We start from the raw sequence: 25524 nt of genomic DNA, 5'->3' as shown, positions 1-25524 counted from the left end.
GCCCTTACAGCTTGATTGGACCACGTTATGCACCATTATGTCCGATAGAACCGTCAAGCATCTTGATGCATTTTTATGAGCAAGCCTTGCATTTGAGGGTCTCCAACAATTTTTGCCGCATCTAGTGCCTTTTACGACCCTTTAGCGTTGTTCGTCTGAAGGAGCACGAAGGGTACGACATGAAGCAGCCGACAAGCACACACACCGAGGGCCCGCTCGCCGCGTCCGCGCCCGAAACCGCGCGCCGGCACGGAGCTGGCTCACTGCTCAGCGGCGACCGCCGCAGATCCCCGAAGCCGCGACAGCCGCGCCCGTACCGAACCATGATCATGGTCGTCGAAGCCGACGACACCATGCCGCTGGTGGACCGTCTCGCCGACGAGTTCGACGTTGTCGTGCGCATGCCTGCGTCCACGCAGCCTGACGACCTGGTCGCCGCCATCGGGCGGATCCGCCCCCGGATGCTGTTGCTCAAGCACCCGCTGGAGAACATCGACGTGCCGACGGTGACGCTGTGCCGTCAGCTCGGTGTGGAGATCCTGGTGTTGGCCCGCCCCTGCTACGGCCTGCTGCAACCATCCGGCCTGCGCCGCTTCGGCGGGATGCCCTGGATCCGGTTGCGACCCGGGCCACACCGACAGACTCGGGTGGATCTACAGCGTTGCCTCGACCTCGGAATCCTCGCCCTCGGCTCCATCCTGATCCTGCCGGTCATACTCGGCATCTACCTCGTCGTGGCAAGCACCGGACCACCGTTCTACCGCCAACAGCGAGTGGGTGCCGGCGGCCGGCTGTTCCACGTCGTCAAATTCCGCACCATGCGCACCGATGCGGAGCGGGACACCGGACCGGCCCTCGCCCGCCCCGGCGACGAGCGGGTCACCCGGCTGGGCGGTCACCTGCGCCGCTGGCGCCTCGATGAGCTGCCACAACTGTGGAACGTGCTGCGCGGCGACATGAGCCTGGTCGGCCCGCGCCCGGAACGCCCGGAGTTCATCGCCGAGTTCCGCCAGATGCCCCACTACGACCTACGCCACCTCATCCGGCCGGGCCTGACCGGCATCGCGCAACTCACCGGCGGCTACGCGGCCACGGTCGAGGACAAGCTCCGCTGTGACCTGCTCTACCTCAACTGCCGGTCGTTGCGGATGGACCTGAGCCTGCTGGCGTTGACCCTTCTGGAGTTGCTGCGGGGATTTCCCCGTGGCTGAACCGACCGGACGCGCAGGCACCCGACTGACCCGCAACACCCTGACCATGCTGGCGGCGCGCGTCGTGGTGGCGTCGACCGGGGTGGTGACCCTGCCGATCGTCTACGAGCGTCTCGGTACCGTCGAGTTTGGTGTGTGGGTGCTGCTGTCCGGTCTACTGGCCATGGCCGCAGTACTCGACCTTGGGCTCGGGTCGACACTGGTCCGCGAGGTCGCCGGAGCAGGTCCGGAGCGCGACCCGGTCAGCGTGCGCCGGCTGCTCGGGCTGGGCTTGGGCTGGGGAATCGTGCTCGGTCTTCTGCTGCTGGCCGTCCTGACCAGCGGCTGGCCATGGATCAGCCAACTGCTGCGCCTGGGCGAGCTCAGCCGCGACGCCTGGCACGCCGCCCTGTGGCTGCTGGTCGGGGTAGTCGCCGGCGGCGTCGAAACGCCCTGGCGGGCGATCCTCGAAGGCGTCCAGCGCTACGGCGTCCTCGCAGCCGTCACCAGCATCACCGCGGTTCTCGGCGCGGCCCTGACCGTCGTGACGCTCCGCCTCGGCGGCGGCCTCGCCGCCCTCGCCGCCTGCACCGCCGGAACCGGGATACTGCGCACCGCGATGCTCGCCGTCGCCGCGGAACGCGGACACCGGCACCTCGCTCCTCGCATCGGCCGCCTGACCAACCAGGACCTACGCCGGATCACCGGGTACGGCCTGCGGGTACAACTCACCAGCGCCACCGGCGCGGTCAACGTCGAGCTCGACAAGCTGATCCTCGGCGCGGCATTCGGTCCGGCCGTCGCCGGCTCGGCCGACCTCGGGGTACGGCTGCTCAATCTGCTACGGCTACCCCCGGCGTTCGCACTGCAGGTGCTCTTCCCCGAGGCCGTCCGGCGCACTGCCATCGGCGGTCGGGACTGGCTGGACCGCTTCTACCTCACCACCCTGCGCTACCTCGCCGTGCTACTCGCCCCCGCCGCGGCTGCGCTGGTCGTCGGTGCCGAGCCGCTGGTGCGGCTCTGGCTCGGCCACCCGGTCGACTGGGCTGCGGCGACCATCGCCATCCTCGCCCCCGCCTACGCACTGAACCTGGTCGCCGGTGCGGCCACGGTCACCGCCCGGGTGCAAGGGCGACCGGGGCTGGAGACCCGCTACGTCCTGCTCTCGGTGGCGATCAACCTGGCCCTGACCGTTCCCCTGCTCGTGCTGGTCGGGCCGCTCGGGGTTCCCCTGGCCACCTCACTCGGCGTGGTGCTGGCCACCGGCTACTTCCTGGCCCACTTTCACCGGGCGACCGGCCGTCCCATCGGCGTGCTGCTGCGTACCCTGTGGCCGCCCGCCGCCGCAGCCACCCTCGCCGCCCTGGTCACCGCCGCGTCCACCGAACTGCTGCCCGACGGGCCCGGGCGCCTGGGTGCCGCCGCCGCCGGATCCGTCCGCGCCGCACTGGTGTTCGCCCTCACCGCCGCCATGCTCCTGCTCTGCGGCTACCTACGCGCCGACGAACGCAGCCGACTACGCGCCCTGGCCACGAAAACCCGCAGGGTGGCGGTGTGGAGCGTCGCAGGGGGCGACCGATGAGCATCGACGTCTCCGTCGGTGCCTGCGTGACCTGCGCCGCCGACCAGCCCCACCTGCCTCACCTCAACGGCCTGCTGCGCCGGTGCACGGGCTGCGGGCTCGGCTGGACCGTGCCCGAGCCGGGGCAGACCCCGGTTCGCTACGACCTGGACTACTTCACCGGTGGCGGTTACGAGGACTACTTCCTGACCGGCCCCCGCCGGTTCGAGGCGGGTCGCCGGTTGCGGTGGTTGTCCTCCCTGGTGAAGCCGTCGGTGCTGGTCGAGGCCGGGTGCGCGGGAGGCTACTTCCTGGAGGCCGCGAGGCGGGCGGGCTTCACGGTGACCGGCGTGGAGGTGTCGGAGGCGGCGGCGGGATTCGCGGCGGCCCGCTGGGCAGTACCGGTCCGGCAGGGCCGCTTCGAGCAGGTCGCGCCGTCGTTACGGGCGGACGTGGTGTGCGCGTTCCACGTGTTGGAGCATGTGGCGGATCCGCGAGCGTTCCTGCGGGCGGCCCGGGCGACGCTGACGCCGGGCGGATGGTTGGCGTTGGAGGTGCCGAACATCGCGTCGGCGGCAGCCCACCGCCTCGGACACGACTGGCCCGGCCTGCAGCCTCGCTACCATCACTGGCACTTCAGCCCGCTATCGCTGGCCCGGCTGCTCGCCGCCACCGGCTTCGATGTGGTACGGCAGGACACCGCCGTGTTCCGTTACTACATGCCGCTGGGCTACCGGGTGCGGCACGCCCGTCGTCTCCTCCCCCGAGACTGGCTGGACCTGCGTTCACCCCGCCTCACCCACCCGCGGCGGGGAGACCTGCTGCGGGTCGTCGCGCGCAGGGCCGACAGGGGGACAGCCCGATGAGCGTCGCCACCCGACCCGCGCTGTCCATCCTGCTGACAAGCTGGAACACCCGGGAGCAGACCCGGCTCTGCCTGCAGTCGCTGGCCGACACGGCCGACGCCGACCTCGACTACGAGGTGATCGCCGTCGACAACGCCTCCCGTGACGGATCCGCCGAGCTACTCGCGGGCTGGCCCGGCGTCGACCTCATCCGCAACGAGCGCAACCTGGGCTTCGCCGCCGCCGTCAACCAGGCCTACCGCCGTTCCCGGGGAGAGGTGATCCTGGTGCTCAACAGCGACGTCCGCTTTCATCCCGGGGCCCTAGCTCGGATGCTCGCCTTCCTGCGTGAGCACCCGCAGGCGGCCGGGGTGAGCCCGCTCTACCTCAATCTGGACGGCACCTTCCAGCAGCACTATATCCAGTTGCCCAGCTTCCCCGCGGCCCTGGCGCTGGTCACCGTGTTGCGACGGGTACCCGGATTCCGCCGGGCCCTGCACACCTTCCAGATGCGAGGACAGGATTTCAGCCGCCCCCGACGACTCGCCTCGGGCAGCTGCCTGATGGTGCGCCGGCACATCCTGGAAGCCGACGCCATCTTCGACGAACGCTTTCCGATCTATTGGAACGACGCCCTGCTCGTACGCCGACTCGACAAGGCAGGACACCAGGTCTGGATGATCCCCGACGCGGTGGTCGACCACGTTCGGGGTGCCTCCTGCCGGCTACTGGGCCCCGCAATCCGCTACCGGCACCTGCTCGGCGGTCTCGTGGCATACCTGAGGCTGACCCAGCCGCGCCACCGGGTCACTCTGTTCCGACGCGTCGTCCTCGCCGACCACCTGGTGAAACTGCTGTGCGGGCGTCCGGTGCAGCTCACCCTGCCCGACCTGCGCGCCGCCCTGCGCGCAGACGTCGGACCGCTACCCGACGGCGACACCCGCGACTGGTTGATCGTCTTCACCCGATCCGCGTGGCCGGCACCGCAGGCCCGGGCCGCAGCCGACAGACGAATGCCGCAGGGCGACCGCCTGCTACTCGTCGACCCACCCGCCGCACGGATCAACCGGCGTAGCCGGGTCACCACTCTCACCGACGCACGCTGGCAGTTCACCCCACCGACCCTGCTGCCCTTCGGTAACCGAGTGCCCTTCGTGGACCGGATCAACCGGCGGGTCGCCGCCGGCGCCGTCCGACGGTGGCTGGACCGGCAGTCCGGCGCCCGCCTGCTGCGCCTCGACGATCACCGGGCCGGTTGCGTCCGGGGTCGGCTCGGCGAGGACGAGGTACTGCCCGCCTCTGCCCCGGTGCTGGTCGAGCAGCGGGAGCACGTGTGAGCGACCTGACCGCGCGGCGACAGCCGACTCTCAACAGTGATCCCGTGCGTACGGCCATGCCGTGGGCCGTGCTGTTCAGCGGCACCCCCTGGGTAGGCGGCGCACATCGCCAACATGCCCTGGCCCGGGAACTCACCACCGAACACCACGTGATGTTCGTCGATCCACCCGGACAGCGGCCCCGCTGGCAGGCGACGGTGACCCAGGTCGACCGGGCGCTCTGGCATGCCGTGCCGCCCACCGCCGTGCCGTTGGGTCGGCATCTGCCGCCGGGCAACGAGATCAACCGGTGGGTGGCTGCGGGCGCCCTCCGCCGCTGGTTGCACCACCACGGAGGTCGGATACGCCTGCTCTGGATCGACGAGGACCTGGCCGCGCCCTACGCCGGCCGGTTGCCCACAGCCGCCGTGGTCTACGACGCCACCGACCTGGACTGGACCTTCACCCGCTGGTGGAACCGTCGACACCTGCGCCGTAACCTGGCCAGGGCCCTGACCGCCGCCGACCTGGTGCTCGCCTCGTCGTCGGCGCTGCCCGAGCGGATGCCGCCGCTGGGTCGCGTCCCGGTGGTCCTGCCCAACGGGTGCGATCCGACGCACTTCGCGGTCGATGGTCCTGTCGCACCCCTGGTGGCCTGCCTGCGCGGTCCGATCGTCGGCTACTGCGGGGCGGTGGACACCCGGGCCTTCGACGCCGATCTGGTCGCCGCCGTCGCGCACGCCCGTCCGGACTGGACGTTCCTGCTAATCGGGCCGAGCAGCCGAGCCGGGCGGGCACCACTGCGAGGACTGGACAACGTGATACTGACCGGCCCGATCGGATACACCGACATTCCGGCTCTGCTGCGGGGCTGCGACGTGACGGTCATTCCGTACCGGGTCGGCGGACGTATCGACTACGTACATCCGAAAAAGTGCTACGAGTACCTCGCCCTAGGCAAGCCCGTGGTCGCCACTCCTCTGCCCGCGCTGCGGAAAATGACTGGTCTGGTCCGGATCGCCGCCGGCCCGGCGGCTTTCGTCGAAGCGATCGCTACCGAACTCGACACGGCCACCGGGCCGACGCAGATCGCCCGCCGCCGGGCGGTGGCGGTAGCCAACAGTTGGGCCCACCGCGGCCAGCGCCTGCGCAACCTTCTCGAAGGGCTGCCGTCGTGAGGCGGGCCGTCGGACCAGCCACCGTCGCGCTGGCCGGTGCCGCGTTCGGCAGCTTGGTGTCGGTGCTGCTGATGCTGCCGGGGCAACTCGCGCTGGCCGGTGCCGGTGCACTGGTGACGCTGTTCGTGTTTCTGCTCTGGCCATGGCTGGTGCTGCCGGTTGGCATTCTCGGCGGAGCCGTGATCGGCGGTGTGACCAGCGGAGGGGACGTCCGAACGTACATCGTCGCGCACCTGCTGCTCCTGGCGACCGGGGTGGCTGCTCTGCTGGTCCGGTACTGGCTGCGGTTGGACCCGGGGCCCCGGCACACCCCCGCCGATCTCGGGATGATGGTCGTGGTCGTCCTGACCGGCATCACCGCCGGCTACGGCTTGGCGATCGGGAACCTGCCTTCGGAGGTACTGGTCGCCGGGTACCAGATCACCGTCGTGCCGATGTACTTCTTCCTCGCCACCCATTCGCTGACCACGCCCCGGCGGCTCGCTGCGGGCGGGCTGGCGTACGTGGTTGTCGCGGCGGGGCTGACAGCGGCGTCGATGACTCTGCCGGGGCGACACGGTGGACTGCTCACCCTGCTGGCGATCCCCCCGTTGGTCTGGCTCGCCGGGCGGGTGCATGGCTGGCGTCGGATCCTCACGGTCGTGGTCGCCGGGTTCTTCGCCGCCGACGTGCTGCTCGCCTCCTACCGGGGCATCTGGCTCGCGGCTCTGGTGACGATCGCGGTCCTGCTGCTGCGCGGCGGACGTAGCATCCGCACCGGACTGACCGCCACCGCGGCGGCCGGCCTGGCATTGGGTGTCGTGCTGGTCTTCACGCCCGGTGTGCAGCAGCGGGCCCAGGAGATCGCCACCGGACTGGAGCAGTCCGCCGGGTACCGGGGCCCGGAGTCGGCCGTCGGGTTGGAGGTCTTCGCGCACCGTCCGGTGCTCGGTGCCGGCCTGGGGCAGTCCACCGCCGACGTCTATCTCGCCGACTTCGCATCCACCGACGTCGGGCCGGTCTACCACGCGTACTACGTCACGCTCCTGGCGAACGTGGGTCTGGTCGGTCTCGCCCTGGTGCTCTGGCCGATCGTGCGCAGCATCCGGACCGGTCTCGCCGTCCGGGATGCGCCGTCCGTGCCGTTCGCCGCATTGTGCTGCGGGTTCCTTGCTGCGGCGTTGTTCGCCGCTCCGACCGACGGGCACTGGGAACTCGGTCTACTGCCCGCCCTGACCCTGCTCACGCTGCCGACGACACGACCGTCACCGGCCTGGTCGACGATGCCGACGACGGTGTCACCGACCACGGCTTGGCGGCGCCTGGAGGTTGTCCGATGACGTCCCGCTCCGACGCCACCGCGATCGTGGTGACACACAACTCCGCCCGCCAGATCCCCGCTACGTTGGCCGCGCTGCACCAGGCCGACCTGCCGGTACGCATGGTCGACAACGCCTCGACCGATGAGACGGTGGATCTGGTCCGCGCACTCTTCCCCACCGTGACGGTGCTGGCGAATACGGAGAACCTCGGCTTCGCCGCGGCCGTCAACCAGGCGGCGCTCGGCGTCGACAGCGCGGTGCTGCTGCTGGTCAACCCGGACTGCGTCGTGCCGCCGACGACCGCCCACGAACTCGTCCGCGTGGCGACCGAACGGTACGGGGTGGCCGGACCGAGACTGGTCGACCCCGCCGGGCGGGTCGCGGTGAGCGCCCACCCCTTCGAGACGTTGACGACGGTGGTGGCGAGCCGCTTCGGCGGGCCACTGGTGCCGGTGCCGCTGCGCTGGTGGTTGTCCGGGCGACGGCATCGGCTCACGTACGACGCCTGCCTGCGCGGTGACCGGCCCACCCCGGTGGACTGGCTCTCCGGTGCCTGCCTCGCGGTACCCACCAGGCTCTTCTGCGCCATTGGTGGACTCGACGAGGCGTACTTCATGTACTACGAGGACGAGGAGTTCTGCCTCCAGGCCCGGCACCGAGGTGCTGAAGTGCTCTACGTGCCGGCAGTGAGCGCCTGCCACATCGGCGGGGCGAGCAGCAGTGATCCGCTCTGGATCTGGCCGCACCTGTATCGCAGCATGCTGCTGTTCTTCAGCCGGCACCGGTCACGCAGCCGGCATCTGGTTCGGGTGGTGGTCCTGCTGCGGGCGCTGCTCGGTATCGGCCTGGCCGGTGTTCGGCTGTCCCTGCAACCACGAGTCGGCCTGGCCCGATTGCGGGCCTGGACCCGGGTCGGCCGACTCGCGATATCCCGTCTGCCCAGTTGAAGGAAAATTGTGATGCACGTTCTGACGTTTGTCGTGGGATCGCGGACCGAGCACTGGACCGATCTCTTCGACGTCCTCTGCAACCATCCGGATCTCCGCTTCAGCGTGATCGCCGCCGACGTCTCCGAGGCAACCCGCCAAGACTTCGACCGGTTGGCCCGTATACACACCAACTTCAATGCGCGCGTCGTGCCGCACTGGCTTGGCGAAGGGCGTAGCGGACACATGGCCTCGGTGATGTTCCGCAGGTTGGCGCTGGACGACCTACCCGCCGAACCACCGGACGTCGTGCACGTCATCGGTGAGGCCGCATACCTGTCGACCTGGCAGGTGTTGCGGCTGTGCCGACGACACTGGCCTAGCGTTCCGACGACGCTCTACGCCGCGCAGAACGTGGTGACCCGGTTCCCGCTGCCCTTCCCGATCCTGGAGCAGGCCGCGTACCGGTCGGTGCGGATGACCCTGCCGATCACTCCGCAGGCCCGGGAGGTCCTGCAGGCGAAGGGGTACCGGGGACAGAGCAGCATCGTTCCTCTGGGGGTGGACACCCGAACTTTCCGTCCGTCGGCGCAAACCGGCAGGGACGGCCGGTTCACTGTCGGGTTCGTCGGCCGACTCGAGCCGCATAAGGGAGTCCTTGACCTGTTGCGTGCCGCTGAGCTGGTCGACTGCGACGTGCTGCTCGTCGGTGACGGTAGCCTCGCCGCGGAGATCGACCTCGCCGGCAAGCGCCGCCCCGGACGGGTACGGCGGCACAATTGGGTGACCCACGACCAGCTGCCGGCGCTGCTCGGTGCGATGAGCACCCTGGCGCTGCCATCCGTGGAGGTCATACAGCGCAACGTGCTGCCCTGGGTCGGCATCCCGCTGCGCGAGCAGTTCGGCCGCGTGCTGGTTGAGGCCATGGCATGTGGCGTTCCGGTGATCGGCAGCGACGTCGGTGAGATCCCCTACGTCGTCGGCGACGCTGGTCTGATCTTCCCTGCCGGAGACGTGACCGCGTTGGCCGACCAGCTGACCCGGCTCAGAGACGAACCTGGCCTGACCACCGACCTGGCGGCTCGGGGCCTGCACCGGGTCGAGACGGAGTTCACCTGGGAGCGGGTTGCCGACAGGCTGCACGACATCTGGCACGGGTTGGCCGCAGCCGCTACAGCCGCGCCGACCAGCCGGCCGAGGTTCGGTGATCCCGCCGAGTTGAAGGGAGAGGTGCGAGTCTGATGGGACGCTCAATGGGCTTCAACGGCGGTGTGACGATGTTTTGGCACCGGATAGCGCTGCCGCTGCTCGGCCTCTGCGCTGGCCTGGCCGCTGCTCAGGTGCTGACCCCGCTCCTACCGGCCCGCTATGAGGCACAGTCATCGCTTCTGCTGACGGCGACACCGCCGGACGAGGACCGTTCCGCAGAGCGGAGTCTCGCGCTTGCCCAGAACCTCGCCCCGACCGTGGCGAAGTTGGTTGGCTCCCGGGAGGCGGCCGTCGAGACGGCCAGGGCGATGTCCGTGCCGGAACAATCGCTCGTTGGCCGCGTATGGGGCACGTACGAGCCGGGTCTGCAGATCATCACGATCGGAGCCAGTGCCCCATCGGCGCAGCAGGCGGCCGATCTCGCCAACGCGGCCACTGCGGCGGTCAGCAAACAACTGACCCGCCTCAAACTGGGCAGGGACACACCGGTGGCCACCCGGGTAGTCGACACCGCCAGCCCGCCGGCGACGGCTTCGTTTCCGAAGCCGCTACTCAACAGCGCATTGGGGGCGATGATCGGCCTGCTGGCCGGCTGGTGTGCGATGGTGCTGCGGGACCGCTTCGACCCTCACGTCCGCGATGTCGGGCAGGTGGAATCGCAGCTGATGCTGCCCGTCGTCGGTGCCCTGCCACCGTTGCCCCAACGGTTCGCCCGCCATCATGCGTCGGCACTGTTCGCCCGGCGGGAGGTCGCCGAACAGACCCGGGCCACTGTCGCGGCGGTGAGCATGTTGACCGCGTCGATCGGGCGTCAACGGCTGCTGGTCACCAGCGTGCGCGACGACGACGGCGCGGCGTTGCTCACCGCGCTGCTCGGACTGGGGGTGGCCGCCGAGCATCGCAGGGTCACGGTGGTCGACGGCGCGGTCCGCGACCCGGTGCTCTCCGGGCACTTCCCGGACGCGTCGTTCACCTGGCAACAGGTTGTCGGTGAGCAGCGCGCCCCGGGCGTGCTACCCGGGCATCCGACGCTGACCGTGCTGCCGACCGAGCCGCAGGACTGTCTGACTCCGCAGCGGACCCGGGAACTCGCCGACCTGCTCAACGCTCTCGAGGAGACCGAGGAGGCGGTGCTCGTGCACGCGCCGCCGGTCCTGGCCAGCAGCGACACCGCAGTGTTGGCCCAGCACGTCGACGGGGTGCTGTTGGTGGTGGTGGCCGGCCGCACCCGGCTGGCCGAAGCGGCCCGGGCTGCGCGGTTGTTGCGTCAGCTGAACCTGCCACTGGTAGGGGTGATCGCGGTCGGTGCCGCCGACCAGACCGGCCGCCGGACGGTGGAGGCCACGACCGGCACCCTCGGGTCGCTGCCTGTCGCTCCTGCCGAGACCGAGCCGGTGTCCGGTCCCACCGCCGCTGTCACCGAAAGCCGCCGGTCAGCCCGCAGCCGCCACGCGGCGTCGCGGATCACGCGCCCGACCGAGAAGGCCTCCAACCAGTCAGCCGTGGCCGGACATGCCAGCGGACGAGCGGCCGTGGTCGAGCCGGTAGTTCCCGAACGGGTGGCTGCGGCCGAGCCGGCCCGGGAGCCGGTCGGCGTCGAGACCACCGGGGAGCCAGCGGTCTTGCCGAACGTTCGGCAGGTCGTGCCGGTGGCGCGACACCGCAGGTTGGGGGCCGACAAGGCGGTCCCCACCGTTGTGGCTCCGATCGGTGCCAAGGAACTGCCCAGCCTGCTGCGCAGCCGGCCGTTGGTGCGGCCTGAGCCGAGCAGCCAGTCATCGCGACCGCCGACCGGTCGCGTGCCGATCGAAGCGGTGCCGAGCAAGCGGGAGGCGGAGCCGGAGGGTTCCCGCTACGTCCCCAACGGGGTACTCACCGAGGGTGGCGGCTACCGGCGGCCCGACAGCCGCCGGTGATGACCGTCCGTTCCCGGGTCGGCGCGGTCACTGTCGAGACCACGTGGACCCGTCCATACCTGAGAGGATTTCGATGACCGAGACGATGACCACGGACCGGACCGGGGTGACCGATCCCCGCGTCCTGTATTGCGAACTGCTCAAGCAGGCGCTGACCCGGTATGTTTTTCAGGAGACCTGGATGCCGTACCAGCCGCGGGCTGCCTCCCTGCACGGCCGTATCTACCATCGGTTCAAGCACCTGCTCCAACGCCGCGGGTTGGAGCTGGTGTTACGGTTCCCGTTCGACGCCGACGCCCGCGCCAACGGTAGGGACTGGCCGCCCGAGGCGGACACCATGATCGGTCTGCGTCGGCTCGACAACCTGGAGCGTTGCATAGCCGACGTGTTGGAGCGTAACGTCCCGGGCGATCTGATCGAGACCGGGGTGTGGCGCGGCGGCGCGGTGATCTTCATGCGTGGAATGCTGCGCGCCTATGGCGATCAGGAGCGTTCCGTGTGGGTGGCAGACTCGTTCCAGGGCCTGCCGAGGGCCGAGCCGGGTCGGGTCGAGGACGAGGAGGACGCGCTCTGGTCCCAGCCGATCCTGGCGGTGTCACAACAGCAGGTGGAGAACAACTTCCGGCGGTACGGCCTGCTGGACGAGCGGGTCCGGTTTCTGCCAGGTTGGTTCCAGGACACCCTGCCCGGCGCTGCGGTGCAGCAGTTGTCCGTGATCCGCCTCGACGGTGACATGTACGACTCGACGATGGTCGCGCTGCGCAGCCTCTACCCGAAGCTTTCGGTCGGCGGCTACGTGATCGCCGACGACTACCATGCGGTGCGGGGCTGCAAGCAGGCCGTTGACGACTTCCGGGCCGAGCATGGCATCACCGACGAGCTGCATCGGGTGGACTGGACCTGCCGGTACTGGCGCCGTTCCCGATGACCGGGCATGACATCCGGGCCGTTTCCTCTGAGGACTCAGTCGGTCGTACTCACATATCGGGGATGGTCGGTGAGCCATCGGTCGACGGTGTCCTCGCGCACGGCGGTGAACAGCTCGGCTGCGGCTTGGCTGTCGAGTAGTACCGCCGAGCCCGCCGGGGTGTCGAGGCCGGGGTCGCTGACCGGTACCGTCACGAAGCGGATTCGTTCGGTGCGGACGTGGCGTAACGCAAGCGCCAGGTCGGTCAGATCGAGGTTCTCGTCGACGGTGAGCGACTCGGCGGCGGTGGTCAGCAGCCGGTCCATCCGGGTCGGGTTGGCGATCAGGCTGGTCGGGCTGAGCTGCTGCGCGATCGCCTTGACGACAAGGTGCTGGTCGAGGATGCGGCCCAGGTCCCCGCCGGGCACTCCGTGCCGCTGCCGGACCAGGTCCTCTGTGGCGTTGCCGTCGAGTCGATGGCAGCCGGCCGTCCACTGCCTGCCGGTGGTAGTGGAGGTGACCTCGTACGGTAGGCAGACGGTGATGCCGCCGACGGCGTCCACGATCGTGCGTACGGCGGCGAAGTTCGCCACCACGACGCCATCGATGGTCACACCGGTGAGCCGGTGCACCGTCTCGGCGGCGAGGGCGGCTCCACCGAAGGCGAACGCCGCGTTGATCTTGTTCCTGCCACCGTCCCAGACACCCGTGCGGGCGGGCACCTCGACGTAGCTGTCCCGAGGAATCGATACCATCGTCACAGCGTCTCTGGCGCCGTTGAGGTGCGCCAGCATGATGGTGTCCGAGCGCTGGCCCGAGTACTCCCCCTGGTCCGGTTCACCGTCGCGGGAGTCCGAGCCGAGCAGCAGAAGGTTCAACGGTCCCCGATGCCACCGATACTCGTCGCGGGGTGCGGTGCCCTGGCCGAGGATCTCCTCGCGGTGCACGCGGCCCTCGTATCGGTGGCGGGCGCCCGAAGCGAGCATCACGAGACCGACACAGACCATCGCGCCGACGACCATGACGGCGAGCACCGCCCTCCGCTGACGGGTCAGACGACGCCAATGTCGCGCCGGGTTCCTCGTGCTCATCGCGACACAGGTCTGGGTGCTTCGTCGGTGACCGGGCGCAGTTGGGTCGGCGTCCGAAGTTCGCTGGCGGCGGAGCGGCGGCGGTCATTGACGTCATCCTGCGACCGGACGACAAGCCAGTTCCTGCCACGTAGCGCCGGGCCTTCCACCAGGTGCCAGCTGGGTACGGCGAACACCAGCGTACCGACCACGGAAAGCACGACGTAGATCAGCAGGCCCTCCGAGGCTCCGCCGAGCAACGCCAGCACCTGCTGCACCGGAAACGCGTAGATGTAGATGCCGTAGGAGTAGTCCCGGTGTCGGCCGATCCGCCGCAGCACCCGGGGTGCCGCCACCGCGACGTAGAGCACGAGGTAGGCGAAGGCGGGCAGACCGATGGCGAAGAAACCACCGAACCACATGGAGACGAGCACGACGATTCCGGCCGCCGCGGCGTACCTTCCGGCGATCGGTAGCCGGTGGGCGTAGCGGCGAGCGCAGACGCCGAGTAGGAACAGAAAAGTGAGGTAGAGCGTCCAGTCGGTGGTGAAACTGCCGAGCAGCGGCAGGGTGATCGCTCCCCGTGTCGGCGGTCGGTCGGTCCAGTCGGCGACGGTCAGCAGATCGTTGAGAATGAGCAGGTAGGCGCCGATGGTGAGCGCCAGCACGAAGCGGGCTGCACGGTGCAGCACCGCCGTCGCGGCCAGCAAGCCGATCAGCAGGTAGCAGGCGAACTCGTAGCGGAGGCTCCACAGCGATCCGTCGAAGGCACTCGGGCCGCCCATCATTCGGCCGAACGGGGTGTCTGCCAGCAGACCGGAGATCGGATACTGATCCATCGCGCCGAGCCAGTTGACGGCGAGGTAACGCAGCGGGCCCTCAGGGTGTGTCCAGAAGCCGGTCAGGTCGCCCCGCTCGATCAGGTGGACCGCCGGCGCGATCAGTAGTGCGGTCACCGCGAGGCAGACCCAGAGGCCGGGCAGGATACGCAGCGCCCGGTGCCAGGCGAACCGACCCGGGGAGAGCCGGAGTGCGCTGCCGGCGACCAGGAAGCCGGAGATGACGAAGAACCCCTGCACCGACAGGGTGCCCAGGTCACTCTGCCCCAAGGTGAGCGAGGCCCCGAAGCTCGGTCGGCCCAGACCGAGTGGCCAGGCGTGTGCGATGAGCACACCGAGGGCCAACGTCAGCCGCAGGAACCCGAAGGCGTTGTCCTGCGGATCGTAGCGCTCAGCAAGAGTCCTGCGGACTGCGCGCCCAGTCTCCGTTTTTTCCATCGGGCACCCCTGTCACGGTCAGTCGGGCTCCGGCGAGTAACCACCGGATCAAAACGCCATTATCGCCTTAAAATCTACCAATGGTGCCAATTAGCTAATTCACCCGTCGACGGACGGTTTCGAGTGCAGAACCCGGTACGTCTGTCGGCTCCACCTGAAACTGGCTCTGGTACATTTTGTGATTGATCTTGTTGATGGCTCACAGGGTGGCCAGGACGCGTTTGCGGAGGAGGTCGAGGTTCGCGCGGCCGTACATCTTGCGCTTGATGGTCTTGATGCGGTTGACCTGGCTCTCGACGAGGCCTGAGCGCCCGGGCTGAGTGAGGCCGGCAATGACGGCGTCACAGTCGCTGGCGAAGCCGCGGATCGCGGGGGATGCGGCGTGGCGGGCGCGGCTGATCCAGGCATCTAGTGCCGTGACCACGAACGTTCACGGCACCCTGCCAGTCCCCGGCTAGCAGGGTGTGAGCACACAGGGCCAAGTCGACGACCAGCTGTCGTACGCCACCGCGATCTGCTCGGCATGATCTTGAGGCCGGGGCGATCTGCGGAATCACTCCGGCCGGCCCGGGAGGGTGCGCGCCGTGCCGGCGGCACCCTCGCGCGCTACATGCCCGTGATGGCGTAGGTGATTATCGCGTGGGCGGCCACGCTGACCGCGCCCCAGGGCAGCAGCGCCCGCAGCACCTTGTAAGCGGCGTCGCGGCGGGGCGCGGTCTCGCTGAACACGCTGGACACGGCCATCAGGACCACCATGCCGACGTAGGTCAGCACGAGCGTGACGGGAACCCACTCAGGCACGTGACCGCTCCCCTCCCAGACGCAGCCCAACCGCCAGTTTCGGAACGCCGCACAGCAGGATCCCGAGGATGTACCCGGCGCGCCTCCACCACGACGCACCCTCGGCACGCAGGTCGTACAACTCCCCAGCCCACTCCTCGCGGTAGCGGCACGCCGCCCATCCCGGCAGCAGGCCCGCCGCGCCGCGCAACAACACCGCGCCTCCGGCTCCAGGCAGGAGTCTCACATTGCGCCTGACGTCGGCCCCAGCGATAACGGTGCTAGCGACAGCGAAGGCGGCGCTGGCGACAGCGAGGGCGACGTCGGTTCCGGTGGCGATGACGCCGGTGAGGCCGATAGCGGCGGCGGCTGGGAAGACGACGGTGACTGGGCGGACGATGACGCCCCGGCGGGAAGCGACGACACCGACAACGCTGGGGCCGTCAACGACCCGAGCTGCGTCGTCGACAGGAGTCTCGAGTTCACTGCCTTTGCGGTTGCTTCCGCTGGATGCCATCTCGGCGTCCATCCTCATGTGCAGCCAGATTGCGGCCTTCATGCGCAACCAGACTGCGGTGACAGCCGGCCCAGAGCGGGGGCATGAGCGGCGGACTGGGTGGCTTCGGCGAGCGCGAGGCGTGCCGTTTCGGCTCCATCGGAGGTGAACCGGTAGTAGCGGCGACGGGGCCGGCCGGCGTCCTCGTGCTCGGCCGGGTCCTCCCAATAGCTCTCCACCCATCCGGCCCGCTCCAGGCGGGCCAGGATCGGGTGCAGGCTGCCGGACTTCAATCCTGTCTCAGCGGCGATGTCGCGCCCCCAGCGAGCCTTAGCCGGCTCGGTCAGCAGCGCGCGTACCACCGCTACCGTCTGCGCGGTAAGGCGTGGTCCCATAGTCATGGGCGAAACTCTACCTAGGTAGCCCACCGGTGTCTACTTAGGTCGAGTTGATCCGGGAGGAGAGCCCGCCGGCTCTGGCCCCCCGGTCAGGGTCGGCTGGCCGAGGCGCGGGCGAACGCGCGCAGCTTCGCTGCCAGTTCCCGCGCCTGAGCCGGGGTGTGGTGGGCGGTGTAAGGCTGCCAGTAGTCACTATCCGGGTCTTCGTCGCTCTCCACCCCGGCGACCGCGACCCGGGTTGAGTTCCCCCCGCTTTGATGGAGCGTCCCGGGCCGCCGTTCAGGACGACGACATCAGGCACCTGACCGGTGACTCCCACATGCATTGCGGCGGCTCCCACGTGAACCGTTCGCAGGATTCCGTGTCCCGGGACATTCTCAGCCCTGTTTGTACAGCTCTGAGTTTACTTGCTCAGGTTGGTGCGGAGTTGGGTGGCCAGGGTGATGGTGTCGTCGTGGGGTTGGGTGTCGAGGTCGGTGAGGGCTTTGGTGAGGGCGCGGAGGAGGGTGCGGATGCCGTCGGCGTCGCCGAGGGTGTGGCGGGCGTGCATCGCTTTGACGTAGAGGGCTTCGTTGTAGTGGTCGAGGGTGATGGCTTTGTCGAGCAGGTCGGATGCGGCTTGCGGATCATGATGGAGCAGGTCGTCGGCGAGGAGGAGATGGGCTTCGGTGCCCCAGCGTCGGATGGTCTCGCGGTGTGGGGGTAGCCATTCGTAGTCCTGGCCTTCGGCCAGTGGCGCGGTGCAGAGGTCGCAGGCGGTGGTGAGGAGTTCGCGGCGGCGGGGTCCGGTGGCGATGGTGGCGTTGCGCATCAGGTCGCGCAGGGTCCACACGTCGACGTCGACGGTCGTCGGGTCGAGTCGGTATCGTCCGGCGGTTTTGATGACGTAGGCGTTCTTGGTGTCTGCGGTGCCGGCGCGACCGAGTACGTGTCGCAGGTTCGACACGTTGGTGTGGACGCGTTGGTCGGCTTGGCTGAGGCGGGCGTCGGGTTCGAGGTACTCGCCGATTTCGCGGGTGGCGGCCCCGTCGGGGTGCACGGCGAGGTACACCGCCAGTTCGAGGGCTTTGGCGCGCAGCGGACGTCCCAGCCCGGTGATGCCTTCGATGCGCGGTGGACCCAGTACCCGCAGTCGAGCGCGTCCCGTGGGGACATCGTCGGAGGGCCGGTCGGTGCCCGGCGGTGGTGCGGTGTCGGCGGGTGGCGTGGCAGCTCGGCTGGTGTACAGGGGCACGGGCACGGCGGGTGCGGCGGCGGGTGGTGTGCCGGTGTGCGCCTCGCGGAGGGTTTGCAGGATCTGCATCGCTGTGGCGGCTTCCAGCATCGGCAGTTGTGGCGGCACCGGTCCGGCGGGCTGCTCGGCCGCAGGGTGGGTGTGTCCGTCGGTGGTGACGTCGACGGTGGCGTCGGGTGTCCATTCACCGAGCAGGAGCGCGGACATGTGCAGGTCCGCGCCCAGGGTGAGGGCGGTCTTGGTTCGCATCCGGGCAGTGGGTGGTGGTGCGTCGGTGATCAGGACGATCGGTGGTAGGGCTCCCGCGTCGGGGGTGTCCGGGTGTGGGGTGGTGTCGAGGTCGGTCAGGGTGTGGTCGTCGAGGATGCGGCTGCGGTGCAGCAGGTGGGTTTCGATCGTGGTGAGTGCGTCGGTGAGGGTGTCGACGAGGTGCAGCCGTGGCCATGGGGTGAGGGTGGTGGCGTCGGGGCCGAGGAGGGTGGTCAGGGTGGCGGTGTCGATGATGATTTCGCCGCGGTTGTCGGGGTGGTGGGGGTCGCCTGCGGCGAGGACGGCGACGAGGGTGGCGCGGGCGGCGGCGTGCGCGCCGTCGCCGATGATGCCGATTCCGCCACCGGGCGGCGATGTGAGTACGGGGTGCGGGCTCGGTGGCTGCTCGTCGCTGCCCGGCTCTGATGGGTGGGCGGTGACGGCGCGGCGGACCTGGACGACCGGTGCCGGCAGCGCGGTGAGGGGTTCGGTGTCGGGTTCACCGGTGTAGCGGCGGCGACGGTGCAGCCAGACCATCGTGGCGGCGGCGCTGATCGCGGCGGCCAGCGACCAGGGCAGCCACTCGGTGGCCGACAGCCGTACCCCATGTCCGTCGATGGTCGTGGTCGGGTCGACGGCCGTGGGTTGTTGCGGGGTGGGGGTCGGCTCGGTGGGTGAGGGCGCTGGCGGCGTCCCGCTGATGGTTGGGGTTGCCGGCGTGCTGCTCGGGCTGGTTGCCGGCGTTTCGGTGGTGTCGGACGGTCGGGTGGTGGGTGCTGGGGGTTGCGGGTCGGCGCTGGCGGAGGCCGGTGGTGGTCCCGAACGGTGCGGGGCTTGCGGTGGTGGGGTGGTCGGGGTCGCTGGGGTCGCGGCGTGTGGTGGGCGGGCGTCGGCGGGTAGCCGCAGTTCCCAGCCGGGGTAGATGAGGTCGCAGTCGCGCAGGGTGCCGCCGGTGCCGGGGAAGTGGCGGTGTTTGTTCAGCTGGCAGATCTGCGGCCACCGGTTCGCGTCGCCGAGCCATTCCTTGGCGACCTTGGACAGGGTGTCGTGGCGTTCGACGGTGTAGAGGTACCGCTGGTCGGCGACCTGGATGATCGCCGGGCCGGAGGCGGGTGCCTGGCGGGGAACATCGATGTGTTCGGCGGTGGCGACGGGGGTCGTCGGCCGGTCAGGTGTTGCCGCCGCGTCGAGGGAGCCTGCGGAGGTGACGGCGAGCGCGGCGGTGCCGGCCAGGCCGAACACCAGGCGGTGCAGGGGTGCCGGCAGGGTGAGCGCCGGGATGCGCCACCGGGTCAGCGTGGTGACGAGTTCGGCGACGAGGAGCAGGGCGAACACCGCCCACAGCAGCCACATCACCCAGAACGCCGCGCCGATGAGGACGTCGGGGGTGAACCGTCCGTTGGAGCGTTCGAACCAGGCGGGGATCTGCGACCACTGCGGTAGCCGCCGCAGCGGGTTGCCGCCGGCGAGCCACAGCACGGCTGGCACGACCACCAGGAGGATGCCGGCGGCGGCCATGACCCGGGCTCCGGTGGCGACGGTGCGGGAGAGAGGTACTCGACGGTGATGGTTGTCGCGGGGTGGGTGGACCGTGGCCCGTGTGCCGTACTCGGCGAGTCTGTCGCCCCTGTCCGAGGACACCTTCGGCACCCGTCCCTCCCTGCGACTCATCGGTGAAGCTCTCCGCTTACAGGAGAATGCACGTCGCTGGCTATTGCGTCGAGAAGGATTCTCACCATCCGCGCACAAAGGATCACGCGGACAATCAGGGTTGACGTCGCCACACCCCCACGGGCCAGACTGCCCCCCATGCCACACGGGGACACCACGGCAGCCGTCGATCTGAGTTCCGCCTCCATCGCCGCGACCGTCAGCCGCGACGGCGCACGCGTCCCGATCCTCATCGACGGCCGCCTCGTCATGCCCCCCGGTGTCGTCATCGGCCCCACCGGGCACCTGTACGTCGGCGTTGACGCAGCGACGTCCATCCCGGCGGACCACCGCTTCGTCGACGACCCGACCGCCCTGCTCGGCAAACCCGCCCCCACCACCCCCACTGATGCCGCACCTACCGACCCCGTGGACCTCCTCGCGGCAGTACTACGGCATGTCGGCCAGAACGCCGCCCACCAAATCGGTCAGCCGATCACCGCCCTCACCGTGACCATCCCACCGAGCTGGGGGCCACGCCGCCGCCACCAGGTCACCGAAGCCGCACAGCGCGCCGGACTACCGTCCCCTGCCCTGGTCACCGCACCCGCCGCGCTCGCCGCCCACGCCACGACCCTCGGCCACCCCACACCCGCCGGCTCCTGCGTCCTCGTCTGCCAGGCCGACCGGCACCCGGCGACCCTCACCGTCCTGCACACCACCGACGGCGGCTACACCGAACTGGCCACCCGAAGCCTCGACGACACCCCCGACCTCGACCGCCTCATCACCGACCACGTCATCCACACCGCCACCGGCGACGACGACCCCCTCCGCACCCCCGGCGACCATTCCGCCACCGCAAACGACCACCGCGCCCTCGCCGACGCCGTCCGCACCGCCCGGCAACTCCTCGTCACCCAGGAACGCGCCCCCGTCCTCCTCCCCGCACCCCGCCAACCCGCGATCATCACCCGCGCCGACGTCACCCGCGCCGCGCAACCCGTCCTCGACCAGATCCCCCGCGCCGTCACCGACCTCCTCGACGCCGCCGACGTCGACGCCGGCCACCTCACCGCCGTCATCCTGCGCCCCAACCCCGGCCTGCCCGCCGTCGCCGAGCACCTCGCCCACACCACCGGCACCACCCCCGTCCTCGTCGACCACCCCCACGCCCTCACCGGCGGCGCCCTGACCCTCACCGCCCACCACCAGCCCGCATCCCGCGCCACCGCAGCTCGGCTGCCCCGCGTCCGGCTGCGCATCAGCGACCTCACCGGCACCCTTCTCATCGGCGCCTGCTCCCTGGCGCTGCTCGTGCAGGCCGTCCTCACCGCCGACATCACCATCCACAACACCTGGGTCGTCGGCGCCCGCACCTCGCTGCCGCAACTCGGTATTGCCGGTGCCCTCGCCATGCTCACCGCCATCGCGATCGCCCACCTCGCCCCCACCACCTGGCTCACCGGCACACCCACCACCCCCACCGAGGAACCCACCACCGGCAGCCTCATCCGCCGCAGCTACCTCGCCGCCGCCGTCGGCGGCACCATCACCGCCACCCTCTACGGCCTCGCCACCGGCACCGCCTTCTCCTTCGACTACACCTCTTACCTCAAATGGACCCTCGGCGGCGCACTTCCCCTCGCCGCCTGCGCCACCCTCATCGCGGCCACCGCACCCCGCATCCCCGCCCACGCCCTCCCCCACTGGCTCACCCTCACCCGACCCGCCATCACCCACGCCGCCACCGCCGCAGCCGGCATCTGGCTCATCCGCGCCGCCTACACCCTGTCCACACCCATCGACCTCACCGGCATGCCCGGCCTCGCCAGCACCATCGGCGCCGCACTCCTCGGCACCGCCACCGCCCTGACCGTCAGCCGAACCCGCACCATCCGCCTCATCACCACACCCGGCCTCACCATCGGCTACGCCCTCGTCATCAGCTACAACACCCACAGCGCCCTGATCATCGGCTACCTCGTCGCCCTCACCTGGTGGGGCATCCGCCTCACCGCCGACACCCTGCGACTCGCCTTCCCCCACACCGGAAACGCCCTCCGCCGCCTCATCGATCGCCCCGGCAACTGACGATCCGAGGAAACGCAGACCAGCGCCGTACGCTGACAGCCCGACGAACCCGCATGCCGGATCGGCGGCGGGGCCGGGCACGGCGTGGAGAGGTTGACCGTGATCAGCTGGCTCTCGGATGTGTGGACGCGGACGCACGTCGTGCGGATCCTCGACGGCGGCGAGGACGCCGGCCCCCTGGCCGACCGGGCGACCCTGGCCGAACTACGTTCCCCCTCCACGATCGAAGCGGCACGAAAGCTGACCACGACCGGCCGCTTCACCGAGAACATCTGCCGCTGCCCCGGCGACACCACCATCGCACTCCACGATGACTCCGACGAGCTCGTCACCACTGCCAGCCTCCACGGCTACGGCAACATCAGCTGGGAACGGCAACGCCTACACAACGACCTGTACGTGGCAGATCCCGCCGCGCTGCACCTGTTCCTGGCCGCCCACGGCGTCCCGGACCAGATCCCGCTGTTCCTGACACCACTGACCGACCTGCTGAATCTGCACGAAGGACACCCACAGTTCCGACCCGCCGGAGACGCCGGCAGGCAGCACCTGACCGAACGGGCCGTCCCCCACGTACTCCATCCGGCCCTGCTGCCCCTCACCGGCCAACAAGCAGGCGAACTGTCCACCACACAACTTGATGCCATGAACGATCAGCTCACCACCATCGCACCTTCACCGGTCGACCGCGCGGGAATCCTCCTGTCATGGCTCGGTCGACTCCCCGTCCCCGCCGAGGCGTTCTGGGGCGAAGGCGCACTCATCCGGCACCTCCTCGCGGACATCCCCCGGGCCGACATCGCCACCGCAGCCCGTCACGCACCCACCGCACACACCACGATGGGCGTAGTCAACCTGGCCCTACATACCGGCGACGACGGCACCCTCGCCACCGCCATCAGACCAGCCCTGCGGCGACTACTGTCAGTCGCTCCGACGCCCCACGCTCCCGCTGAGCGTTGAACGATGTCGCCACGTCGCGGCGAGTTGTGTGAACTCGCAGGTGGTCGGCGAGTTTGCGGATGCTCCACCGGGTGAACGCCGCCCCAGTTTCTCGGAGCGGGTGTTGGCCGTCTCGACGATGGATGCCTCGTCATCGGGGCTGATCTGGCCGGGACAGCCCCCACCGCCCGCCTCGGTCGGATCGGTGAACCGGCTCCCCGACGGGTGACTCTGAGCAGCTGCTGACCTTCTTGATCACTGAGCCGCCGCACGCGTACAAGATCTGCCACAGCCTGATCGCCACGACGCCGCCCCGACCGACACCACGGGTGGCGTGTCAACCAACATCGTGAACGTTCATGGTCACGGCACAACCCGCACCCGGTGCCGGGGGTTCCCGGTCAGGTCCGCTTGCGGCTCGCGATCTGGTCAGAGAGTTGGCGCACACGGGCGGGGTCCGCGTCCCGGGCTAGGGCGACGTAGTGGTCCATGACGGCCGGCCGGTAGCGCACGGGCAACGTCTGCCCTGGGGCGAGTCGGGTGAGCTCGGTGATCGTGAGACCTTCGTCGGCGATACCGCGGAACGAGATGCCCTCGGCGGTCTCCACGTCGAACATCAGGACCACGCGAGGGTTGCTGTTCACCTCCCGCCAGCCGACGAGGACACCGAGCGCAAGCACCCCAGTACGTAGGTCCGCATTGCGCTTGCGTGCGTCACTGCTCAGGAGCGGGTTCGGGGCGACGCCCGGGAAGTCGGGCCCGACGCCCAGTGACTCCCGGCTCAGGTCAGGCCTGAGCTGCGCCACCATAGCGTCGAGCTTCTTCTTCCGACCGAACATCCTGACCCCTCCCTCACCGGTGCCGGGATCTCGGCCTGACGCCTCGCCACCATCGCGATCATACGTCGCCAGTCATTCCCTTCCGACCCAGGCGTCCCAGCGCTTTCAGGAGCATCCCCTCGAACAACGACCACTGGGCATCCGAAAGCAACATGCCTAAGCATCAAACGTTGCGCGCATTGACATGACCCCGAACGAGATCCGCCAGATCGTAGGCGATGCGCGGCTACTCGCAGTGTGTGCAGGTCGGCTTCCGTGACGACGTGGCGGAGCCGAGGCTGGTCCGCCAGCAGCGCCTGCGCATCCGTGCGGTCTTCGAGTTGTGTGTTGGCAGGTGCCGTCGCGCGGAGGGCCAGCGAGCAGCTGCCGGTCGGCCCGCCGCGGTTGCGCAACCCGGTGCGGAGAGGCGTGCCGGGCCCCGGGTCCGACCGACACCGGGGCGGGGGGTGTGCCGGCGGGTGCGGTCCTCAGCGGGCCGTTGTTCGGCACCGCGCACGCCGCCCGTAGACCACGTCACCGCTGGGCTGGCCGGATAGTTCCGTGTTGATCCCGACAGCGCGGGCGGCGGCCACGCTCGCCGCGATGGCTTCGGCCGGCAGTTGCCGCCGGTCGCCGCGGGTGCCGCAGACGGCGTGGTGATGGGCGTCGTCGGCGAGGCCGAAGGTCGTCGTCCTGCCGACCGGCACGGTGTGGGCGATGCCCAGCTCGACCAGTTGCTGCAGCACCGGATGCACGGTTGACAGTTCCACGGCCACACCACGGGTGAACAGGGCTTGATACAGCTCGTTCACGGTGAGGTGCCCGCGGCCACCTACGGCGTGGGCGAGTTGGTCGAGCGCTCCGCGCCGGGCCGCGGTGTTGCGCAGGCCAGCGCGGCGTAATCGCTGCACCGCGGCGCTCGCCCGCTCGGTCTCCGATGTGGTCAACCGCCGCTCCTCGCCGCACGATCACCGGTTCTATTGCAAGATAGTGGCAAGAGCATCAACTTGGCAGCAACCCCGAGGAGTTCTGATGGCGGTTTACACCCTGCCGGATCTGCCCTACGACTACGGCGCGCTGGAGCCGGCCATGTCGGGGCAGATCCTGGAGCTGCATCACGACAAGCACCACGCCGCGTACGTCAAGGGCGCCAACGACGGCCTGGAGCAGCTCGCCGAGGCCCGAGCGAAGGGGGACTTCTCCACGCTTGTCGGTTTGGAGAAGACGTTCGCGTTCAACCTGTCCGGGCACGTACTGCACTCGATCTTCTGGGGCAACCTCTCCCCGGACGGCGGTGACCGTCCCGACGGCGAGCTGGCCGCCGCGATCGAGGAGCACTTCGGCACGTTCGACGCGTTCGCCGGGCAGCTGTCCGCCGCCACCAAGGGCGTGCAGGGCTCCGGATGGGGCGTGCTTGCCTGGGAACCACTCGGACAGCGGCTGATCGTGGAGCAGGTCTACGACCACCACGGCAACGTCGGCCAGGGCTCCGTTCCACTGCTGGTCTTCGACGCCTGGGAGCACGCCTACTACCTGCAGTACCGCAACGTCCGGCCGGACTACGTCGACCGGCTGTGGAACCTGGTCAACTGGCCGGACGTGATCGCCCGCTTCGACGCCGCCCGCGCCACCACGCCAAAGATCTGATCGGCGTGACCAGCCCCACCCCGGCAGCGGCTGAACTGGTCCAACGCGCCGCCGGGGTCATCGCGGCCAAGCACCGCGGTGACCTCGGCGGCGCCGAGGAGCTGCTCGCCGCGTTCGGTTCCGAGCAGGCCAAGAGCCTCGGCTTCTACCTGCTGGCCGATCTGAGCCTCGGGCTGCTCCGCGCGCAGAGCGGCCAGTCCATGGACGATCTCGTGCGGGAACTGTCCCTGCTCGTCGCCGTCACCGCCACTCCGCCCGACAGCTGACGGCGGTGGTCATCCGGTCGGTGCCGCCGGCACCACCAGACGTGCCGACGGCACCGACCGGTGGGAATCCGGGACTGCCCCGCAGCGGTGAGTGGGAACGACCGCCGTCATCAGCACTGGGCCGCATGGCCTGGGAAGCGACGGCCAGTAGGGGATCCGGGGTGTCCGGGTCACGCCCACGAGTCCGAAGACCTGCCCGCGCTGCGCATCCACGAGGTGGGTGCGCTGCCGTCGACCTCGCGGGCGGGTCGGGC

Annotated in this window: 24 protein-coding genes and 1 riboswitch; of the genes, 14 read left to right on the top strand and 10 right to left on the bottom strand. The window is 69.6% G+C overall.

Going from position 1 to position 25524, the window contains the following annotated elements:
• The first annotated feature begins 329 nt into the window (after window positions 1-329).
• From H1A17_RS18040 to H1A17_RS17995, 10 genes are all read left to right on the top strand, one after another.
• Entirely contained in the window at window positions 330-1211 is an 882-nt protein-coding gene (locus H1A17_RS18040) for a sugar transferase (RefSeq protein WP_228543751.1), read from the top strand.
• Window positions 1204-2772 (top strand): lipopolysaccharide biosynthesis protein, encoded by a 1569-nt coding sequence (locus H1A17_RS18035; protein ID WP_194822408.1) that lies wholly within the window; start codon window positions 1204-1206, stop codon window positions 2770-2772. Before H1A17_RS18040 ends, H1A17_RS18035 begins: the two co-directional genes overlap by 8 nt.
• The gene (locus H1A17_RS18030; protein WP_194822407.1) at window positions 2769-3617 is read left to right on the top strand and encodes a class I SAM-dependent methyltransferase; all 849 of its coding nucleotides are present in this window, start codon (window positions 2769-2771) and stop codon (window positions 3615-3617) included. Before H1A17_RS18035 ends, H1A17_RS18030 begins: the two co-directional genes overlap by 4 nt.
• A complete protein-coding gene (locus H1A17_RS18025; protein WP_194822406.1) occupies window positions 3614-4933 on the top strand; it encodes a glycosyltransferase family 2 protein in 1320 nt (439 codons plus the stop codon). The genes H1A17_RS18030 and H1A17_RS18025 overlap by 4 nt, the downstream gene beginning before the upstream one ends.
• A 44-nt stretch (window positions 4934-4977) precedes the next feature.
• A complete protein-coding gene (locus H1A17_RS35575; RefSeq protein ID WP_194822405.1) occupies window positions 4978-6090 on the top strand; it encodes a glycosyltransferase in 1113 nt (370 codons plus the stop codon).
• Complete coding sequence (locus H1A17_RS35570) at window positions 6087-7409, top strand: O-antigen ligase (protein WP_194822404.1); 1323 nt, start codon at window positions 6087-6089, stop codon at window positions 7407-7409. The genes H1A17_RS35575 and H1A17_RS35570 overlap by 4 nt, the downstream gene beginning before the upstream one ends.
• The gene (locus H1A17_RS18010; protein WP_194822403.1) at window positions 7406-8338 is read left to right on the top strand and encodes a glycosyltransferase family 2 protein; all 933 of its coding nucleotides are present in this window, start codon (window positions 7406-7408) and stop codon (window positions 8336-8338) included. Before H1A17_RS35570 ends, H1A17_RS18010 begins: the two co-directional genes overlap by 4 nt.
• A 12-nt stretch (window positions 8339-8350) precedes the next feature.
• Window positions 8351-9559, top strand: a complete 1209-nt coding sequence (locus H1A17_RS18005) for a glycosyltransferase family 4 protein (protein WP_194822402.1) — start codon at window positions 8351-8353, stop codon at window positions 9557-9559.
• Window positions 9559-11442 carry a hypothetical protein gene (locus H1A17_RS18000; RefSeq protein WP_194822401.1) on the top strand — a complete coding sequence of 628 codons (1884 nt, stop codon included), beginning with the start codon at window positions 9559-9561 and terminating at the stop codon, window positions 11440-11442. The genes H1A17_RS18005 and H1A17_RS18000 overlap by 1 nt, the downstream gene beginning before the upstream one ends.
• Window positions 11443-11515: 73 nt before the next feature.
• Window positions 11516-12370 carry a TylF/MycF/NovP-related O-methyltransferase gene (locus H1A17_RS17995; RefSeq protein WP_228543750.1) on the top strand — a complete coding sequence of 285 codons (855 nt, stop codon included), beginning with the start codon at window positions 11516-11518 and terminating at the stop codon, window positions 12368-12370.
• Window positions 12371-12405: 35 nt separating this feature from the next.
• On the opposite strand, the gene H1A17_RS17990 is transcribed toward H1A17_RS17995, so the two are convergent.
• From H1A17_RS17990 to H1A17_RS17960, 8 genes are all read right to left on the bottom strand, one after another.
• Window positions 12406-13335 (bottom strand): LCP family protein, encoded by a 930-nt coding sequence (locus H1A17_RS17990; protein ID WP_255542074.1) that lies wholly within the window; start codon window positions 13333-13335, stop codon window positions 12406-12408.
• A 101-nt stretch (window positions 13336-13436) separates the two neighbouring features.
• Window positions 13437-14696, bottom strand: coding sequence for an acyltransferase (locus tag H1A17_RS17985; protein WP_194822399.1), 1260 nt, complete (start codon window positions 14694-14696; stop codon window positions 13437-13439).
• Between the two features lie 199 nt (window positions 14697-14895).
• Entirely contained in the window at window positions 14896-15120 is a 225-nt protein-coding gene (locus H1A17_RS17980; RefSeq protein ID WP_228543759.1) for a hypothetical protein, read from the bottom strand.
• 182 nt (window positions 15121-15302) lie between these two features.
• Window positions 15303-15497, bottom strand: a complete 195-nt coding sequence (locus H1A17_RS17975; protein WP_194822398.1) for a hypothetical protein — start codon at window positions 15495-15497, stop codon at window positions 15303-15305.
• Entirely contained in the window at window positions 15490-16035 is a 546-nt protein-coding gene (locus tag H1A17_RS17970; protein ID WP_194822397.1) for a hypothetical protein, read from the bottom strand. The genes H1A17_RS17975 and H1A17_RS17970 overlap by 8 nt, the downstream gene beginning before the upstream one ends.
• Complete coding sequence (locus H1A17_RS17965; protein ID WP_194822396.1) at window positions 16032-16373, bottom strand: helix-turn-helix transcriptional regulator; 342 nt, start codon at window positions 16371-16373, stop codon at window positions 16032-16034. Before H1A17_RS17965 ends, H1A17_RS17970 begins: the two co-directional genes overlap by 4 nt.
• Before the next feature lie 86 nt (window positions 16374-16459).
• On the bottom strand, window positions 16460-16588 hold the full coding sequence (locus H1A17_RS35120; RefSeq protein WP_255542073.1) for a hypothetical protein: 129 nt from the start codon (window positions 16586-16588) through the stop codon (window positions 16460-16462).
• 185 nt (window positions 16589-16773) lie between these two features.
• On the bottom strand, window positions 16774-19371 hold the full coding sequence (locus H1A17_RS17960; protein WP_228543749.1) for a LysM peptidoglycan-binding domain-containing protein: 2598 nt from the start codon (window positions 19369-19371) through the stop codon (window positions 16774-16776).
• A gap of 291 nt (window positions 19372-19662) precedes the next feature.
• Between H1A17_RS17960 and H1A17_RS17955 the strand changes: the two genes are divergently transcribed.
• Both H1A17_RS17955 and H1A17_RS17950 read left to right on the top strand, forming a co-directional pair.
• Complete coding sequence (locus tag H1A17_RS17955; RefSeq protein ID WP_194822394.1) at window positions 19663-21597, top strand: Hsp70 family protein; 1935 nt, start codon at window positions 19663-19665, stop codon at window positions 21595-21597.
• A 99-nt stretch (window positions 21598-21696) separates the two neighbouring features.
• Window positions 21697-22560, top strand: coding sequence for a hypothetical protein (locus H1A17_RS17950; RefSeq protein ID WP_194822393.1), 864 nt, complete (start codon window positions 21697-21699; stop codon window positions 22558-22560).
• 380 nt (window positions 22561-22940) lie between these two features.
• Here the strand turns inward: H1A17_RS17950 and H1A17_RS17945 are convergent, their stop codons facing one another.
• Together H1A17_RS17945 and H1A17_RS17940 are read right to left on the bottom strand one after the other, a co-directional pair.
• Complete coding sequence (locus H1A17_RS17945; protein WP_145920713.1) at window positions 22941-23378, bottom strand: hypothetical protein; 438 nt, start codon at window positions 23376-23378, stop codon at window positions 22941-22943.
• Between the two features lie 467 nt (window positions 23379-23845).
• Window positions 23846-24304, bottom strand: a complete 459-nt coding sequence (locus H1A17_RS17940) for a Fur family transcriptional regulator (protein ID WP_194822392.1) — start codon at window positions 24302-24304, stop codon at window positions 23846-23848.
• Window positions 24305-24389: 85 nt separating this feature from the next.
• Between H1A17_RS17940 and H1A17_RS17935 the strand changes: the two genes are divergently transcribed.
• Window positions 24390-25004, top strand: coding sequence for a superoxide dismutase (locus H1A17_RS17935; RefSeq protein WP_194822391.1), 615 nt, complete (start codon window positions 24390-24392; stop codon window positions 25002-25004).
• A 5-nt stretch (window positions 25005-25009) separates the two neighbouring features.
• Window positions 25010-25270 carry a hypothetical protein gene (locus H1A17_RS17930; RefSeq protein WP_091285980.1) on the top strand — a complete coding sequence of 87 codons (261 nt, stop codon included), beginning with the start codon at window positions 25010-25012 and terminating at the stop codon, window positions 25268-25270.
• Between the two features lie 56 nt (window positions 25271-25326).
• Window positions 25327-25461, top strand: a riboswitch (cobalamin riboswitch).
• Window positions 25462-25524: the final 63 nt, after the last annotated feature.

Source organism: Micromonospora sp. S-DT3-3-22, assembly GCF_015354745.1.
Classification (GTDB): Bacteria; Actinomycetota; Actinomycetes; order Mycobacteriales; family Micromonosporaceae; genus Micromonospora; species Micromonospora wenchangensis.
Note: the sequence above shows the minus strand (reverse complement) of the source record. Positions and strands in the feature narration are given on the sequence as shown.

Bases quoted from the DNA above. Each gene is read 5' to 3' on its own strand.
- H1A17_RS18005 (WP_194822402.1), top strand. From the start codon at position 8,351: ATGCACGTTCTGACGTTTGTCGTGGGATCGCGGACCGAGCACTGGACC.
- H1A17_RS17995 (WP_228543750.1), top strand. From the start codon at position 11,516: ATGACCGAGACGATGACCACGGACCGGACCGGGGTGACCGATCCCCGC.
- H1A17_RS17935 (WP_194822391.1), top strand. From the start codon at position 24,390: ATGGCGGTTTACACCCTGCCGGATCTGCCCTACGACTACGGCGCGCTG.
- H1A17_RS17960 (WP_228543749.1), bottom strand. From the start codon at position 19,371: ATGGCCGCCGCCGGCATCCTCCTGGTGGTCGTGCCAGCCGTGCTGTGG.
- H1A17_RS17955 (WP_194822394.1), top strand. From the start codon at position 19,663: ATGCCACACGGGGACACCACGGCAGCCGTCGATCTGAGTTCCGCCTCC.
- H1A17_RS18025 (WP_194822406.1), top strand. From the start codon at position 3,614: ATGAGCGTCGCCACCCGACCCGCGCTGTCCATCCTGCTGACAAGCTGG.
- H1A17_RS18010 (WP_194822403.1), top strand. From the start codon at position 7,406: ATGACGTCCCGCTCCGACGCCACCGCGATCGTGGTGACACACAACTCC.
- H1A17_RS18030 (WP_194822407.1), top strand. From the start codon at position 2,769: ATGAGCATCGACGTCTCCGTCGGTGCCTGCGTGACCTGCGCCGCCGAC.
- H1A17_RS18040 (WP_228543751.1), top strand. From the start codon at position 330: ATGGTCGTCGAAGCCGACGACACCATGCCGCTGGTGGACCGTCTCGCC.
- H1A17_RS18000 (WP_194822401.1), top strand. From the start codon at position 9,559: ATGGGACGCTCAATGGGCTTCAACGGCGGTGTGACGATGTTTTGGCAC.
- H1A17_RS17965 (WP_194822396.1), bottom strand. From the start codon at position 16,373: ATGACTATGGGACCACGCCTTACCGCGCAGACGGTAGCGGTGGTACGC.
- H1A17_RS17985 (WP_194822399.1), bottom strand. From the start codon at position 14,696: ATGGAAAAAACGGAGACTGGGCGCGCAGTCCGCAGGACTCTTGCTGAG.
- H1A17_RS17970 (WP_194822397.1), bottom strand. From the start codon at position 16,035: ATGAAGGCCGCAATCTGGCTGCACATGAGGATGGACGCCGAGATGGCA.
- H1A17_RS17945 (WP_145920713.1), bottom strand. From the start codon at position 23,378: ATGTTCGGTCGGAAGAAGAAGCTCGACGCTATGGTGGCGCAGCTCAGG.
- H1A17_RS17990 (WP_255542074.1), bottom strand. From the start codon at position 13,335: ATGCTCGCTTCGGGCGCCCGCCACCGATACGAGGGCCGCGTGCACCGC.